Annotated in this window: 10 protein-coding genes; 4 read left to right on the top strand and 6 right to left on the bottom strand. The window is 56.2% G+C overall.

Annotation, left to right across the window (positions count from 1 at the left end):
• Nucleotides 1-5: 5 nt before the first annotated feature.
• Nucleotides 6-2753, top strand: coding sequence for a DUF5686 and carboxypeptidase regulatory-like domain-containing protein (locus F5984_RS10010; RefSeq protein WP_152124119.1), 2748 nt, complete (start codon nt 6-8; stop codon nt 2751-2753).
• A 4-nt stretch (nt 2754-2757) separates the two neighbouring features.
• On the opposite strand, the gene F5984_RS10005 is transcribed toward F5984_RS10010, so the two are convergent.
• The 3 genes from F5984_RS10005 to F5984_RS09995 all read right to left on the bottom strand — a co-directional run bounded on the left by F5984_RS10005 (nt 2758) and on the right by F5984_RS09995 (nt 8643).
• Nucleotides 2758-5262 (bottom strand): penicillin acylase family protein, encoded by a 2505-nt coding sequence (locus F5984_RS10005; RefSeq protein ID WP_152124118.1) that lies wholly within the window; start codon nt 5260-5262, stop codon nt 2758-2760.
• A 39-nt stretch (nt 5263-5301) separates the two neighbouring features.
• On the bottom strand, nt 5302-6111 hold the full coding sequence (locus F5984_RS10000; RefSeq protein ID WP_152124117.1) for a peptidoglycan-binding protein: 810 nt from the start codon (nt 6109-6111) through the stop codon (nt 5302-5304).
• A gap of 132 nt (nt 6112-6243) precedes the next feature.
• Nucleotides 6244-8643 carry a bifunctional YncE family protein/alkaline phosphatase family protein gene (locus F5984_RS09995; RefSeq protein ID WP_152124116.1) on the bottom strand — a complete coding sequence of 800 codons (2400 nt, stop codon included), beginning with the start codon at nt 8641-8643 and terminating at the stop codon, nt 6244-6246.
• 203 nt (nt 8644-8846) lie between these two features.
• On the opposite strand from F5984_RS09995, the gene F5984_RS09990 reads away from it, so the two are divergent.
• Nucleotides 8847-9122 (top strand): hypothetical protein, encoded by a 276-nt coding sequence (locus F5984_RS09990; protein WP_246168897.1) that lies wholly within the window; start codon nt 8847-8849, stop codon nt 9120-9122.
• Between the two features lie 14 nt (nt 9123-9136).
• Here F5984_RS09990 and F5984_RS09985 read toward each other — a convergent pair whose 3' ends face one another.
• Entirely contained in the window at nt 9137-9910 is a 774-nt protein-coding gene (locus F5984_RS09985; protein WP_152124115.1) for an SDR family NAD(P)-dependent oxidoreductase, read from the bottom strand.
• A gap of 119 nt (nt 9911-10029) precedes the next feature.
• Nucleotides 10030-11688 (bottom strand): UxaA family hydrolase, encoded by a 1659-nt coding sequence (locus tag F5984_RS09980; RefSeq protein ID WP_152124114.1) that lies wholly within the window; start codon nt 11686-11688, stop codon nt 10030-10032.
• A 171-nt stretch (nt 11689-11859) separates the two neighbouring features.
• Here F5984_RS09980 and ade point away from each other — a divergent pair, with 171 nt between their 5' ends.
• On the top strand, nt 11860-13491 hold the full coding sequence (gene ade, locus F5984_RS09975) for an adenine deaminase (RefSeq protein ID WP_152124113.1): 1632 nt from the start codon (nt 11860-11862) through the stop codon (nt 13489-13491).
• Between the two features lie 103 nt (nt 13492-13594).
• Nucleotides 13595-14179, top strand: a complete 585-nt coding sequence (locus F5984_RS09970) for an RNA polymerase sigma factor (RefSeq protein ID WP_019990455.1) — start codon at nt 13595-13597, stop codon at nt 14177-14179.
• 137 nt (nt 14180-14316) lie between these two features.
• On the opposite strand, the gene F5984_RS09965 is transcribed toward F5984_RS09970, so the two are convergent.
• Nucleotides 14317-15945 carry a carboxylesterase/lipase family protein gene (locus F5984_RS09965; RefSeq protein ID WP_152124112.1) on the bottom strand — a complete coding sequence of 543 codons (1629 nt, stop codon included), beginning with the start codon at nt 15943-15945 and terminating at the stop codon, nt 14317-14319.
• Nucleotides 15946-15971 lie beyond the last annotated feature (26 nt).

Genomic DNA, 15971 nt, shown 5'->3' with positions numbered 1-15971 from the left:
TCCTTATGCTTCGCCTGTACGTTATTGGCATTTTGTTGTTTATTTCTCAATTGACCGCGTACGCTCAGGGCATCCGGGGTACCATAAAAACCACGGGTGGCGATGTGTTGCCTTACGCGGCTATTGTGGTCAAAAATGGGACAGGCAAGGGCACCGACGCCGGTACCATATCGAATACAGAAGGCCGCTACGAACTGCCATTGGCTCCGGGTCGCTACGAGGTAGTGTTTCAGTACCTTGGGTTTGCGGCTCAACAGAAGACGGTGGAGGTCAAAAGCGGCTTTGAAACCATCGATGTGGTCATGGCCGAGCAGGTAATCCGCCTACAGGAGGTGCAGGCCCGCTCCACGAATGAAGACCCGGCCTACACCATCATGCGCCGGGCCATTGCCAAAAGTAAATACCACGCCCTACAGGTCAATAGTTACACGGCGCGGGTGTACGGCAAGGGGTCGTTTATTGTGGAGAGTATTCCGAAGCTGATTGAAAAAATGGCGGGCAAACAGCTCAAAGAAGCGGAGCAGGAGGCCAACTTCAAAGTGGGTGTCCCGAACGTGTTTGAATCGGTTTCGGAGGTTTCGTTTCAACAACCCAACACCTACCGTCGGCGGCTGATAGCCTCACGTAATTCACAGAGTGATCAGCTCATTCCGGCTCAGTTTTCGATGGGCTCGTTTTACAGCCCGGAGATCAATAACGCCGTGTCGCCCTTGTCGCCCAAAGCCTTTGCGTACTACAAATTTGTGTATGAAGGCACCTTCCGGGAGTCGGTTGGCGGGGGGCAGGCGGTCGAAATCAGCAAGATTCGCGTAAACCCGCGCTCGTGGGGTGAGGGCGTGTTTCGGGGCGTCATTTACATCATCGAGAACAGCTGGGCCATCCATAGTCTGCAACTCGAACAAGTGTTGCAGCAGGGCTTTAGCATTAACCTGCGGCAAACCTACACGCCAATACAGAACGTCTGGATGCCGGTCAACGGTCGGTTCAATTTCAAGGGGGGGATTTTCGGGGTGAAGCTTGGGGGTGAGGCTGTGGTGAGTTATCAGTACCGCAATCTGAAGGTGAACCCGGCCTTTGTGGATGAGGTGGAAGTGGTCGACGAAAAGAAATTCAAGCCCGAAACCAAACTCACCAAGCGCGACGTGAAAGAGCAATCGCTGGATGATCTGGTCAAAAAACAGAAAGAGTTTTCGACCAAAAACATGCGGCAAATGATGAAGGAGTACGAAAAGCAGGAGGCCAAAGCCCGTCGGGAGAAAGCCCGGCAGGAAAACCGCGACGATGTTCAGGTGCTCCGCAATGATTCGAGCAGTGTGGATTCGCTGGCGGGCAAACGTTCGACCGCGTTCTGGGATTCGCTCCGGTCGGTGCCGCTCACCTCGGCCGAAATCCGCAGTTATGTCCGCAACGACAGCCTTAAAATTGTGCGGGAAATCAAGGCCAAAACCGACAGCACCAAGGCTGTTAAGAAAGACTCGACCCGTGGCAGTGCCACCTTCAAACCGATGCAACTGCTCGAAGGGGCCAACTGGCGGGTGGGCAAGCGTACCACGCTTCAGTACGATACGCCGATCAAAAGTATTTTTTACAATACCGTAGAGGGCTACTGGGCGCAGGCCGGCCTTAAACTGAACATTCGGGCAGGAGCCCCCGACACCACCCGTAAATCGAAAACCCCGCAGTTTAAGCCGGGGCCAACGTGGTCGGTGGGGGGCGTGGTCCGGTACGGGCTGGGCTGGAACCGGGCCGTGGGTTACGGACTGGCGCAGTATGCCTACAAAACCACCTCGGTAGGGCTGGAAGGAGGGCGCTATCTGTCGCAACTGAACCCCGACAACCCGATCAGCAACGCCATGAACACGCTCACGTCGCTGGTGTTTGAGCAAAATTTCCTCAAAGAGTACCAGAAAGACTTTGTGCGGTTGTCGGGCAATTTCCGATGGTGGCATAACCGGCTCAACGTGTCGGCCTCGCTCGAATATGCCGAGCGGACGGAGTTGGCCAACTTCCGCGACATTATTCGGCCCTGGATCAACTGGCGCAACCGGGCCTACACCACCAACCGGGTTACCAATGCCGAGGTGGGCTCGTCGGCGTTTCCGGTGCATCAGGCGTTTGTGCTCAATTTGCTGGCTTCGGCCCGGCTGGGTGCTCCCCGGTATATTATTCGCAACGGTCGGCGCATCAGTCGGCCCAACAACGATGCCCCCCTGCTGTCGGTCAACTACCGGAAAGGCATTGCGGGCGTGGGCGGGAGCGATACCGACTACGATTTTTTGCAGGCTCGGATCAGTCAATCGTTTGAAACGGGTATCCGCAGCCGCCTGAGCTACAACCTGTCGGCGGGTGCATTTGTCAACGACAAGCGGGTGTACTTCCCGGATTTTCGGCACTTTGCGGGCAATCAGTTCTTTCTGCAACAGGGCGACCCTGTTTCGGTGTTCCGGTTGCTGCCCTACTACCAGTACAGCACGGGCAAACGATTTGCCGAAGCGCACGTCCTGGCCGAGTACCGCAAGTTTTTGCTCACGCAGATCACCTGGTTCCGCCTGCTCGACCTGAAAGAAAACCTCTTTGTTCACTACCTGGCCACGCCCGGCTCAAAAAACTATACCGAAGTGGGGTACGGCCTGAACGGGTTGATCCCTCGGGTCTTGCCCGTGTTCCGGCTCGAAGTTATAAGTCAGTTTCAGAACGGCTCGTACAAGGGGCTGGGCTTCCGGGTGGGCACTACGCTTAGCTTCGGTCGGTAGGGGTTCAGGGCCGCAGGATGGTTGTTTGTTCGGCGGCCGCTTTCACCTTTTCCCGGCTGAAAAAGACCGGGAAATACCCATTTTGCCCCCACAGCTCAAACAAGTCGCGGTAGTGCGGGCTGGCCGGGTCGCCCGATTGGCCGGGGCTGTTGATGCCAAGTGTGCGGTCCCAGTCTTCGGTATCAACCAATATCCGAAACGAAGCCCCGTGCTCCTGATTTAGATTGCTGCCGGTGTTATTGACGGTTTCGCTGTAGCCCCCGCGCGGAATGGGGCCGAGGTTGATGCGCCTGCGCTCGTCTTCGCTCACGAGTGCGCTGAGCGGGTGCGTCAGACTGATGTGTTTGTTGGCCCGTTGGCCGTATTGCCACTCGTCCATATCCCCACCGAGCCGTTTGGTGAGCGTACTCACTGCCTGATCGAGGCTGGTGAGCAACAGGCTGTCGCGGTTCATCAGTCGTAGGGAGCCTCCCGTTGAGTCGGGTACCGGAATCAGGGGTAGACTCAACCAGTCGAGTATACGTTTGGTGGGCAGCGAGCGCAGGTAAGGCCGCGCCCGTTCGGGCACCATCGTTTGGTATAGTGCCTGCCGGAGCTGGGTTTCCCAGGCCACATAGATCGAGGCTGCCACCGAGCCCGGCTCCAGTTGGTAGTTCCATTTGCGAAGGTAGCTGCTCGCCTGTTCGGTGCGCGAGTCGTCGGCTACGAGTGGGCCGAGCAAGGGTACCAGTGTGCGTGCTGGTATGGAGAGGTAATCGGCCTGTAGGCGGGCAAAATCGGTAAGGGTTTTACGCTCTCCGTTGTTCAGGACTTCTTCAATGCGGTGCGCCCGCGACGGCCCCGCCCACACCCATCCGACAGCATTGCGGTCGGGAAAATCAATCGGGGTTAGGTTGTTGTTGGCCGTGGCTACGTAGCCCTCGGGCGGATTATGCTTGTTGGGTAATTTCTGAATCGGTAGGTAGCCGCTCCACTCGTAGCGACCATCGCCGGGTACCGGCACCAGCCCGGTCCAGCTTTGGCCACCTACAGCGGGCCGAATAGGCGAGATTCCCACGGCCTGCCAGCCAATATCGCCCTTTGTGGCTGGCTGACCGGTGGAAGGCTGCCCCCCGGATGGCCGGCCCGCGGATGGCCGCCCCGCCCAGATCATGTTTTCACCGGGGATGCGGCTGTAGGCGCAGGCCTGCCTGAACTCGGTCCAGTTGCGGGCCCCATTCATACGCAAACTGGCCAGATAAGGCGCGCAGCCTTTTTCGAGCCACCCCGCCCGCACGGCATACGCTTTGTGATTCCTAGTGTCTTCAAACGTAACGGGCCCGTGCCGCGTGTATTTCAACATTACGGGGACCGCTTCTCCTCCTTTGACCCGGATGGTGTCGCGAATCAGGCGCATCGGCTCCCAACGGCCCTGGTACCGGTACTGGTTGGGATTCCGGGGGTTGGTTTCGTACACATACAGGTCTTCGTTGTCGGTCTCGAAAATGGTAAGCCCCCAGGCACCGTATTCGTTGTGGCCAATCGACACGCCCGGCAGAGTCGGTTCGCCCGCGCCTACCACATTCCATCCGGGCCCATGCAGATGAACCCAATATCGTAACGACGGGGCCGACTGCGCCCGGTGCGGATCGTTGGCCAGCATGGGATAGCCGCTTACCGAGTGTCGCCCATCCACCACCCAATTGTTGGAGCCTACCATTGTTTTTTCGGTATCGAACCAGTCTTCCACCTCGGCCGAGGGGGTGAAGTGGAGGTTGGGTATCCGGGGCGAGTGGGTTACGGGGCCGGTTGCCGCCTGTCGGGTGTCGGTGGGCGGGGTAAACTTAAGCGGAAGCCGAAACGCATCGTAGAGTTCCAGAATGGGTTGCATCAGTTGCGCTCCATCGACCCGGAGGGTCAGGTTGGGCTCGCGGTCGGGCGTGGGCGTTGGGTGAAACCACTGCAACTGCCGCAGTTTTTCGGCCCCGATCAGGTAGACCAATCGCCCAAAATTTAGTTCGTCGCGTACGTTGCTCAACAGGCCCTGGTGTCGGCTAATCACGATTTCGGGTGTCCAGAGGCCCGGTTCGGTTTTGAGAACTTTGAACTCAAACGGGAGCTTGTCGGGTGTTTTCCGAATCTCGGTGATGTAGGCGTTGATGCCCTCCACAAAGGCCCGTATAATGGCCGCGCCCCGTGGGTGGTAGTGGTTCAGTTCGGCATTGAGTGTTTGCGGAGTAGTGCGGAACCGAAACAGCCGGGCCCCCTGGTCGCGCTTGAGTTCCTGCGGCCCCAGTAGCTCGGCAACGGTGCCGGTAGCCTGCCTGCGCCACATTTCCAGCTGAAACAGCCGATCCTGCGCGGCACAGTAACCTTGTGCATAGAACAGGTCATGCTCGGTTTGCGCGTAGATGTGGTTTACGCCCCAACGGTCGCGGATTACCTCTACGGGCTTCTGAAGCTGGGCAAACGAACGAGTAGTGAGGCAGAAAAGGCCGATGCAGACGATGAGAGCCGGGGCAATGCGCATGATTTGGGAAGTAGGAGTTTCTAAGATTAGTTGCCTGATTTATAGACCTTCGGTGCGGTAAACGTCGATAGTGGCTTTGCGGAAGTTACGCACCCGCGCAAACACGGCCGTTCCGTTGTTCGACGACTGCTCGTTGGTGTTGCCCTCGATGGTCTCAAATACATCCTCGTCGACCTCGGTGATGAGGCCCGTATGAAACCAGTCGGGGGTATTGGTAAATCGGAGCAGAAACAAATCGCCGGGTTTGGCCAGTTTGGGATTTTTGCGGATGTCGGCGTTCGGAATATACCGGCCGTTTTGCGTTCCTGCCATGGCTACCACATCGCAGCTGAGTGTTTGGGGAATAATAGCCGTAAAAGCGCGCCCGTTGGCCGTTGCTACCTGATCGAGTACTGTCTGCACAAAGCCCATGCACCACAAGAACGGCGAGCCGTCGTACCCATCGCAGTAAGCCCGCACCCAGGGACCGAGGTTTTGACCCGCGCCGGTTTGCAGCTCCGAGGCCCGGTGCAGCAGGTGCTGTTTGGCGGTTGCAATGAGCTGATTCGGAAGTTTATCCTCGGCTGCGATCGGCCCAAAAGCGGCCCGCATGGGCTGCGCTATCTGTTCAAAAAAGGCAGGTGTAACCTCTCCCGTGGGCGTGGTTTTCAAGGCACGTTGCAGGTTCTTAACAGCCCGCTCGGTGGCCGGGCCAAAATCACCGTCGATCACCACCACGACCGATGCTGCCGGAAATCGTAAGGCGCTCAGGCAGAGCCATTCCTGTATCCGACGGACGGCGGTCCCTTTACTGCCCCGGCGCAGGGCGTCGTCAAGGGCTATTTCGTTCTGATAAGCGGTTTTTATCATGTGTAGTGTGCGGTTTGGTAGGTATGGGAACAGAAAAGCCTCAACCACTTTAGATCAAAGCGATTGAGGCTGCAATTTTTCACGATAAACCGAAACTAAAAACGATAAACCAAAAACCGGTAGTCGGTTGGATTAATCGTCGTCGCCATCGTCTTCTTTCTCGGCAATTCGGAGCCAGGCTCCTCGGCGGGGTGCCGGCACCGGGCTGTTTTCGCCCCGCACGGCCATCCAGATCACGGCGTTGAACTCGTGGTCGTCTAAGGTATCGGCATGGCGCAGGTCAAACTTCTCCGACCGCCGGGCGGGTTCGTTCATAGCCGTGTTTTTGGCGCTCAAATCGACCTGAGCCGGTATATGCTTGTAGGGGGTAAAGTCAGGTGTGTTGGTAAACAAGGCGAACATAGGCCGGGCAGCCGCGTCGTACTGACTCATGGGTGGCATACCCAGAATCAGTTCCATCGTGCGGAGCATGGCTGAGGTTGAATACATGGTGTGCTCGATGTGCCGACGTTTGGCGTAGGGACTGATTACCAGCGCGGGCGAGCGGTGCGCGTCTACGTGGTCGGCCCCGTTTTGGGCGTCATCTTCCAGAATAAATACGGCTGATTCTTTCCAGATCGGGCTGTTTGAGAGGTGTTCGATAAACCGCCCCACGGCCAGGTCATTATCGGCCACCATGGCGGTGGGTGTCAGTTGGCCAATGCGGGCTCCGGCGGTATGGTTATTGCCCAGCCGCAGCGAGTTGAAGCGCGGCACAGCATTGGCCGTCACTAGCGAATCGAAGTCGCGTTTCCAGATCTCAACCCGGTCGATGTCTTTTATTTTGAGGTCATAATCGGGGTATTGGTGGCAAAACCGGCCGTCGAGCGCCGAGCCCCGGCGTCTGGCATAGGCGGCAAATTCGCCGTAGCCCCGGTAGCTGATGCCCGCCTGCTTGCAATGATCCCAGATAAACCCTTTTTTCGGAAACGCCACCGGTCGGCTGCCTTCGTAGTCGTAAGTGCCGCCACGTCCGCCGTAGCTGGTGGGCCAGGTTTTTTCGACGTAATCGGGTGCGTAAGCCGCTGTGGACCAGTTGTGCCCATCGGCGCTGACTTCGGCATCCACGTAGAAGTTATCGAGCAAGCCAAATTCGCGGGCCAACGCGTGCTGATTGGGGGTTACTTTTTCGGGAAATAAGCAGAGCGATGAGTCGCCATTACCACCGGGCATATCCCCAAAAACCTGATCGTAGGTACGGTTTTCTTTGATGATGTAAAAAACGTACTTGATGGGCGAGGGGTCGCCTACCCGGCGCGGAATCGGGTTGTTGGGCTCGCCAGCCGCCAGTTTTTCTTTCTCTTTGCTGTACGGCGTGTTGGCGTACACCTGCCGCGTGAGGCCCGTCAGTTGCGCGGCCGAGGGCATCGTAAACGTCGAGAGGGTGCCTTTGAACAGGGCCCCGATATACTGGGTGTCTTCTTCCCGGCGCTTAAACGGGTCGGGGCCTTTTGGGTTGGCCAGTGAGGTCATGCCCTTACCGTTCGACACCAGAATTTTTTTGCCGATTACTTTGACGGCGGTCGGGTACCAGCCCGTTGGGATGAAACCCAGCGACCGGCTCTTGCCCGGTTTCGATACGTCGAAAACGGCGAGGCAGTTGTTGTCGGCGTTGGCTACAAGCAGCGTTTTGCCATCGGGCGTGAGGGCTAGCCCGTTGGGCGTGCTACCGGCGGGTGCGTCGGGGTAGAGGGCCGTGTTGAGGGCTTCGACCACCCGGCGGGTGCTCAGGTCAATAATCGAGACGGAATTGTCGTTGGCGTTGGCCGTAAACAGGTACTTACCCGATTTGGTCAGCACCATGTCGTTGGGGTGGTCGCCGGTGGTAATACGGGCGCTGATTTGCCCCGTTTTGGTGTCGTACACCTGTACCCCGGCTCCGCCCCAAAGCGTGATATACAGCTCATGGCCCGACGGCGAAAGCAGGCAGGTGTAGGCCTCGTGTGGGAGCTGAATCCGTTTCTCAATTTGCCTGGTCGCTACATTACACACGTACAGGGCGCTATCGTCTTTAGTAACGGTGTAGAGTGTTTTGCCATCGCGGCTGAGGTCGAGCCCCGCTACCGAAATTCGGTTGGGCCACGGCTTGCCGAGCGTGATGGAGTCGGCTTTAACCAGTTGATTATCGGCTATTTCGTAGACCATCACGCGGTTGTCGTTGCCGCCCGATGCGTACAGCCGTTTGCCATCGGGGCTAAACCGGATGCCTACCCATGCCTTCGGAATCTCCAGCGATGCCAGCTGCCGGGTGCTTGTCCCGCTTACGTCGAAAAGCTGAATCGTGTGTTTGCTCTGCCCGTTATTCGTAACGGCTAAGCGTTTCTGGTCGGGCGACACAACCATGTTGAGGGGTAAATCGCCGAGGGGGACTGAGCTGCCGGTCGGAGTGAGGCTCCAGCCATTCGGAAGCTGAACCCGTTGGGTAGGGGCGGGTTGGGCCCATACCGCGCCAACGGTCAGGGCGCAGAGCAGGGAGGTATATAAACGTACCATCGGAAAGTGGGGTGTTTAGGAACTGGCCAAAGGTACGAAACCTGTAGGCCCGACTCAACGATTTACTGTTATGCTTCTTTTAACGATTACCCCTCCTGAAAAACACAGGAGAGGAGCTTACTGGCAGGCTCTTGCCGTTTGCTCTACTTTTCAAACGGATACGCTCCGAACGAGTTGAGGGGATAAACCTAAACAAGAAGGCCATGAACCTGACAGAGAAAACCCCGAAGGGTAGCCTGACAACGATGCCAAACGGTGGCGATACGGAGTTGATAGGCTCACGCATAGGCCGCATCAGCCCCGATATTGTGAACCAGAGCGGGGCCGCTGTGGATGACGGTGACGATGATGAGCAGTTTGATGACGAACGCCTGCTCGATGATGACGATGAACCCGTTGATGAAGACGGTGACCCCACGGGTGAGCACGATCAGCACCGTGACGATAACTACGCTCTCGGTGGAAAAGTGGCCCGCTGAGGTCGCCGGTCGGTTTAGTTGTTGAGCCGCAAAAAGCCCCCGTCGATGGGGTAGTCGGTGCCGGTAATAAACGAAGCCTCGTCGGAACACAGGTACAGCGCCAACGCGCCAATTTCGGCCGGTTTGGCCATCCGCCCAATGGGTTGGGTAGCCGCCAGCTTGGCAAACATTTCGGCTTCCTGACCGGGGTAGTTTTTGGCCAGAAATCCGTCGACAAATGGGGTGTGTACTCGTGCTGGCGAGATACAGTTGCACCGGATATTGTGTTTAAGGTAGTCTTTGGCTACCGACAGGGTCATGGTCAGCACGGCCCCTTTGGTCATGGAGTAAGCAAATCGGTCGGGAATACCAACCGTAGCCGCTACTGATGCCATGTTCAGAATGACTCCTCCGCCATTGGCTTTCAGGTGGGGGATAGTCACGTGCAGGCAGTTGTACACGCCTTTCACGTTGACGTTGTACAGCCGGTCGAGGTCGGCCTCGGTGGTAGTTTCGGCATTGCCTACGTGCGCGATGCCCGCGTTGTTGACCAGAATATGAATCGGCCCTTCGGCCGCAATCTGGTCGATAACCGCCCGAACATCAGCCTGTTTCGATACATCAACGGCATGAGCCTGCACGCGGCCTCCGGCGGCATTCAGTTCGTCGGCCACTTTCTGGGCCTGATCGGTATTCAGTTCGAGAATATGCACCGAGGCACCGGCCTGGGCAAATGCCGTTGAAATAGCCAGCCCAATACCACTGGCTCCACCCGTAACCAGGGCGGTTTTGTTTTGTAGGGAAAACATAGAAACTAAGGAGTGAGAAGTGAGAAGCGAGGAGTGAGGAGATAGAAGTGAGAAGTACTGATGCTGAATACCTCATGCATTAGTACTTCTCACTTCTATCTCCTCACTCCTATCTACTTTTAAAGTGATACCCCTCGTTTCCAGGGGATGAAATCGTCCTGGCCCAATTGTTCGGCCTTGGTGGTTACCTCACCCGAAGCCAGCTGAATGAGCCATTCGAGGAGGAGGTCGCCATTTTGGGGGATGGTTTGCTCCCCGTCGATGATAGGACCACTGTCGAAGTCAATCACGTCGGGCATCCGGTTTTTCAACGCGGTGTTGGTCGAGATTTTTACGACCGGGCAAATAGGATTCCCCGTTGGCGTACCCAGCCCCGTAGTGAATAGGATCAGGTTGGTGCCAGAGCCCGCCATGCCGGTAGTGGCTTCAACATCGTTGCCGGGGGTGCAGAGCAGGCTCAGGCCGGGTGCTACGGCGGGCTCGGCATAGTCGAGTACATCGGCTACGGGCGCGTTGCCGCCTTTTTTGGCTGCCCCCGCCGACTTGATGGCATCGGTGATGAGTCCGTCTTTAATATTACCGGGCGAAGGGTTCATGTCGAAACCTGACCCGGCGGCTTCGGCCTGTGCCGAATACGTTTGCATCAGGCTGACAAACTTGCCCGCCTTGGCGTCGTCGGCGGTGCGGTCAATCAGGTCCTGCTCAGCACCGCAAAGTTCCGGGAACTCCGCCAGTACAGTTTTGCCGCCCAGCGCGCCGAGTACGTCAGACAGGTGGCCAATGGCCGGATTGGCCGATAGGCCCGAAAACCCGTCGGAGCCGCCACATTTCAGCCCTACGCATAGTTGGCTCAGTGGGGCCGGTTGCCGCTCAATTTTGTTAATCTGAGCCAGCCCCAGAAACGTTTCTTTAACGGCCTGCGCCATCAGGGCAAACTCGGTGCCTTCCTGCTGTTCGAACAAGAGCAACGGCTTATCGAAGGCGGGATTCTGCCGACGAACCTCTTCTTCGAGCATGCCGGTTTGCAGGTGTTGGCAACCTAAGCTCAGGACGGTGGCCCCCGCTACGTTGGGGTTGTTGATCATCCCCGCCAGCAATGAACAAAGGTAGGCCGAGTCCTGACGGGTGCCCCCGCAACCCATTTCGTGCGTCAGAAACTTAATGCCATCCACATTTTTAAACGGGCGGTTGGCGGCAGGTTGCGTAGCGTGTCCATTGAGTGATGCTGGTTGCAGGCTCTGAATGGCCTTCAGGTCGCCATGCTGGTACAGGCTAAGGAGTTCACGAACCTGATCGCGGTATGTATCCGGTTGCGCGTAACCGAGTTCCCGCTCAAAAGCGTCTTTCAGAATCAGGATATTCCGGTTCTCGCAAAACACCAGCGGTACCACCAGCCAGTAGTTGCGGGTGCCCACCCGGCCGTCGGCCCGGTGATAGCCCATAAACGTGCGGTTTTGCCACTTCGTTACGTCGGGGGCTGCGTAGGTGTAAGGCCGTCGTTTGTCGAGACCGTACTGATCCGATTCGTGTTTGAGATTAAACGTTGTGATGGGTTCGCCCCGCCGAATGGGTTGGGTTGCCTTACCAACCGTCACGCCGTACATCCGTACGACACCGCCCGTGGGCAGGTCTTCGGTCACAAATTTATGTTTGGCATCCACACCGATTGGCAGTGTGTACGATTGGCCTTCAAACGCAATGGTCGATTGGGCGGGCAGGTTCCGAAGGGCTACAATTACGTTGTCGTCGGGGTGAACTTTAAGGACCTGGGCAGGCATATTAATACGTCAGATTGATCCGATAATTTAAAATAGAAGGCGAAGACAAGAGGCATATACCCCTGCTAATCCGACAAAACTTGCGGAAGATTCTTGCTTTCTCTCTAACCAATGCCCATTTTGCTTTAGTTCTTGTGCGTACTCCCCCCGTTTATCTTTTTCGATTCTTCCATGACTCTGACCGCCAACATCCTTGATCTTTTCGACCAACGTATCTATTACGGTTCTATCCATATTGAAAATGGCCGGATTTCGCTGATTGAGCGCGTAGGTAATGAGCGGCCCGGTGTGCCGTATGTGCTGCCGGGGTTTGTTGATGCGCACGTGCACGTTGAAAGTTCGTTGCTCACCCCCGCCCAGTTTGCCCGGTTGGCGGTGGTGCACGGAACGGTGGCCACGGTGTCGGACCCGCACGAGATTGGCAACGTGCTCGGTGTGCCGGGGGTTGAGTACATGATTACCGATGGCAACCGGGTTCCGTTTAAATTCTGTTTTGGTGCGCCATCGTGCGTGCCGGCAACCCCGTTCGAGACGGCCGGTGCTACCATCAGTGTGAGTGATGTTCGGCAACTGCTGGGCCGGCGCGAAATCGGGTATCTGGCCGAGATGATGAACTTCCCGGGGGTGCTCAACGAAGACCCTGATGTAATGGCGAAAATTGCCCTCGCCCGTGCTTTCAACAAACCTGTAGATGGCCACGCACCGGGGCTGCGGGGCGATGATGCGCAGCGGTATATTGACGCTGGCATTGAAACCGACCACGAATGTTTTACCTACGAAGAGGCTCTCGACAAAGTACAGCGGGGCATGAATATTCTCATTCGGGAGGGGAGTGCGGCCCGTAACTTCGAGGCTTTGCACCCGCTGCTGACGTATTATTCGGATCGGGTGATGTTTTGTTCGGACGATAAGCACCCCGATACACTGGCCGAAGGTCATATCGATCAGTTGGTAGTGCGGGCCTTACTCAAAGGGCACAACGTTTGGAACGTGCTGCGAGCCGCCTGCCTGAATCCGGTGATGCACTACCGCTTGCCGGTGGGCCTGCTACGTGAAGGCGACCCGGCTGACTTTATTGTGATTAATGATATGGAGCGGTTCCGGGTGATGCACACCGTAATCAATGGGCAGGTAGTGGCCGAAAACGGTAAAACGCTCATTCCTGACCTCCGTAGCGACCATCCGAATCAGTTCAATTGTGGCCCAATAGCCCCCGAGAGTCTGGCTGTACCGCACGAAGGAGGCTCTATTCGGGTCATTGAAGCACTGGATGGGCAGCTTATTACCAACGAGCTTCATGTAGTGCCTACCGTTCAGCATGGGAACATTGTGGCCGATCCGGCGCGAGACCTGCTCAAGCTGGTAGTTGTGAACCGATATGCCGATGCGCCACCGGCTGTGGCATTTATCAAGAATTTCGGCCTCAAACAAGGGGCTATTGCTTCATCGGTTGGGCATGACTCCCATAATATCACGGCAGTGGGTTGCGACGACGAGAGTATCAGCCGGGCTATCAACCTGATTGTGGCCGAGAAGGGCGGGCTATCGGCCGTAGGTGGGAGCGAAGAATATATTTTGCCTTTGCCGGTAGCGGGTTTAATGACAGACGTTGACGGGTACGAAGTCGCAACAAAATATTCCCAATTAGACACGTTCGCCAAACAAGATTTGGGGAGTTCGTTGGCGGCACCGTTTATGACACTTTCGTTCATGGCATTGCTCGTAATTCCGGCTTTGAAACTGAGTGACAAAGGGTTATTCGATGGGAGTAACTTCAGATTTACCAAAATATCAATGGCATAACTGGAAATTTTGCTAATTTTTGAGGGGTTTCCTTGTAATCTTCAAAACATTATCGTTATTTTTACACGATTGCCTGAACGCTCCAACCCCCTATCATCTCTGTATGCCTCGCCATCGTACCCCATCCGGCCAAGACGAAGAGCAGTTGTGGAACCAGTTTCGTAGCGGTAACGAAACAGCTTTTGCCCAGTTGTACAAAGACTATGCTCAAGTACTCTACCACTACTGCACGCACTTTGCGCAGGATAGACCGCTAATTAAGGACTGCATTCACGATTTGTTCGTGGAGTTATGGAAACATCGGGCCAATATCGGACCTACCACTTCGGTTCGGTACTACCTGATGGCCTCGATTAAACGTAAGTTGGTTCGGCATTTGACTGCTGAGCAGAAAATCAGCAGCCAGGATGATGTTCAAACCGATCTGTTGCCCGGTTGCGACCCCTCGTACGAGTCAACTATCATCGCTTTTGAAGAGGATAGCTTTGTAAATGAGTGTCTGCACAAAGCTATCGAGCGTCTGCCCCGGCGTCAGCGCGAAGCCGTTTACCTTCGTTTCTATCAGAACATGAGTAACGAAGAAATCTCGTCGCTGATGCAGATCAATATTCAGTCGGTATACAATTTAATTTTTGGTGCTTTAAGTAATTTGAAGAAACACGTTACCCTTGACCGCATTCGTCTTTAATTGATTATTCCTGAACCCTTGAAACAAAAAGAGCGGCCTCAACAGCCGCTCTTTTTCATTGTTTTCAGTTTACGGTTTACCGTTTTCAGTGATTGTTGGCGTAAGCCAACTGAAACCTGTAGACTGAAACCTGAACGTTATTTCATCAGCTGATCCAGAAACTGGTACCGGCCCGCGTTCTTTTCGGTTTCAGTACGGGTGTTCACGTCGATGTGCAGTACCGGGGCGGGGCCACCTTTGGTTACGGCCGGCCATTTGGGTAAGCCTTTGCCATTAGGGTTGCCGGTTTTGATGAAGTTGGCAAAATACGTCTGCATTACTTCTGAAACCTTGTAGTCATCCGGTGTCCAGGCATATACCTTGTTAGAACCGAGGTTGCCCATCGCGTATTCAATTTCGGCCGAGTGCACAGCGCCTTTAGCTGGTGGCGCCTTGGGGGCGTTGCTGTCGCGAATGACACCCCCAGCCAGTCCTGGTGTAGCGTTACCCATTTCCGGGGTCATGGGTGGGCGAGGGCGCTCGTAATAATACCGGTACACGGGTTTACCTCCGCCTGTTTTCACGTGCATATCGGTCCACTTCCAGGTGCTAAAGCCAATGAAGCGATCACCGGCCAAATCAGTGGCAGCCTGGGTAACTTCGGCTTCGGTTTGGCCCGGATACAGTTTCAGTACCTCATCGGCCCGGTCAGGGTAGAGTCTTTTTACGTTTTTCGCGAAATTTTCGGGGGTAGGGGCGTCCTGCCCCAGAATGCCACGAGCCCCGGATTCTTCGGAGTTCCAGCCTGCCAGCAACGGAACTTGTGCCTGCTCGCCAGCCGCGAAAATGGCTATGGCTGATTTGGGCAAAAAGTGGCCATCGAGCACAGTACTAAAGCGGGGGGCGCCAGCTTGCCCCGTTGCTTCGAGAACTTTGTCGGCTGGGACAGCCCGCAGATCGGCCAGTGAGTTAGCACCGAGACTACCCGCAAATTTCACGCCCAGAGCCTCCGCGTCGGCCAGGGGTGTGGGGGAGAGGGTACCCAATAGCGAACCACTCTCGCCAATGGCACCAGCAATCAGGTTTTTAGAACCCGGCGAAACCATTTGCGCACTGACTGATACCGACCCGGCCGATTCGCCCGCAATGGTTACGCGCTTGGGATCGCCCCCGAACGCGGCAATATTTTGCTGCACCCAGCGCAAAGCCGCCTGCTGATCGAGCAGCCCGTAGTTGCCCGACGCTTTGTGGGGCGACTCTTTGGTTAGCTCAGGGTGGGCCATAAAGCCAAATACATTGAGCCGGTAATTGACCGTCAGGGTCACAATGCCCCGCTGCGCCATGCTTTCTCCATCGTACCGGGGCTCCGAGCCGTCGCCCGCGATAAAGCCGCCACCGTAAAAGTACACCAGCACGGGTAGTTTTTCCTTACCTGTTTTGGCCGGTGTCCAGACGTTCAGGTACAGGCAATCTTCGCTCATACCGTTCGAACGGAAGTTCATATCCCCAAACACGGGGCGTTGCATGGCTCTGGGGCCAAATTTGTCGGCTTTACGCACGCCCGACCAATTCTGGGCGGGCTGAGGCTCGCGCCAACGAAGGTTGCCCACAGGGGGCGCGGCAAACGGAACCCCTTTAAACGAACGCACCCCGCCCGGCTCGGCAACGCCTTCCAGCGTGCCGTTGGCTACCTGCACGCGGGGGGGCGTAGCTGATAGATTAGTTTGGGCAATGGCTGCTTGTGTAAGCCCGAGAGCCACACAGAGCAGTACAATGTGTTTTTTCATATTCTACCTGATGAAAAGTTGCTTAC

The sequence above is a fragment of the Rudanella paleaurantiibacter genome (assembly GCF_009184635.1).
Taxonomy (GTDB): domain Bacteria; phylum Bacteroidota; class Bacteroidia; order Cytophagales; family Spirosomataceae; genus Rudanella; species Rudanella paleaurantiibacter.
Note: the sequence above shows the minus strand (reverse complement) of the source record. Positions and strands in the feature narration are given on the sequence as shown.